Raw genomic sequence first — 556 nt, 5'->3', positions numbered from 1 at the left:
AAAGGCGATCTGGCCGCTGTACTGGTGAAAAACAAATTCACCGTCGGTGACAGTCTGGAGCTGATGACGCCTCAGGGTAACGTCAATTTCACCCTTGAGCAGATGGAAAACGCGAAAGGCGAAGCTATGCCAGTTGCGCCTGGTGATGGTTATACCGTATGGATGCCCGTACCGCANAGATATCGATCTGAATTATGCATTGTTAATGCGTAATTTTGCCGGTGAGTCCACGCGCAACCCGCATGATAAGTAGTTAGTTACGGTTATTTTTCAGCGTTCGGAAGATTCTTAGAAATCGATCACATACCGTTTCGTTCAATAAGGGTATTATCCGTTTCGCTGAAAAACATAACCCATAAATGCTAGCTGTACCAGGAACCACCTCCTTAGCCTGCGTAATCTCCCTTACGCAGGCTTATTTTTTGCCTGCCGTTTATACTCTCCGAGTCCCCCCAATTCAAATCACTACTTTCAGGCGAAAAAAAACCGGGCATTACACCCGGTTTATCATGTAATTAGAAATTAATGGGCAGCTTCTGGCTTGTGCTTTTGCGCA

Annotated in this window: 1 pseudogene; it reads left to right on the top strand. The window is 45.9% G+C overall.

The features are described from left to right. Positions 1-253: pseudogene (locus FDX22_RS16955) on the top strand (U32 family peptidase C-terminal domain-containing protein); the annotation flags it as partial. Between the last annotated feature and the right edge of the window lie 303 nt (positions 254-556).

It is taken from the genome of Citrobacter sp. TBCS-14 (assembly GCF_005280805.1).
Taxonomy (GTDB): domain Bacteria; phylum Pseudomonadota; class Gammaproteobacteria; order Enterobacterales; family Enterobacteriaceae; genus Citrobacter; species Citrobacter gillenii.
The sequence above is the reverse complement of the archived record's forward strand: the minus strand, read 5'-3'. Positions and strand labels throughout refer to the sequence as shown.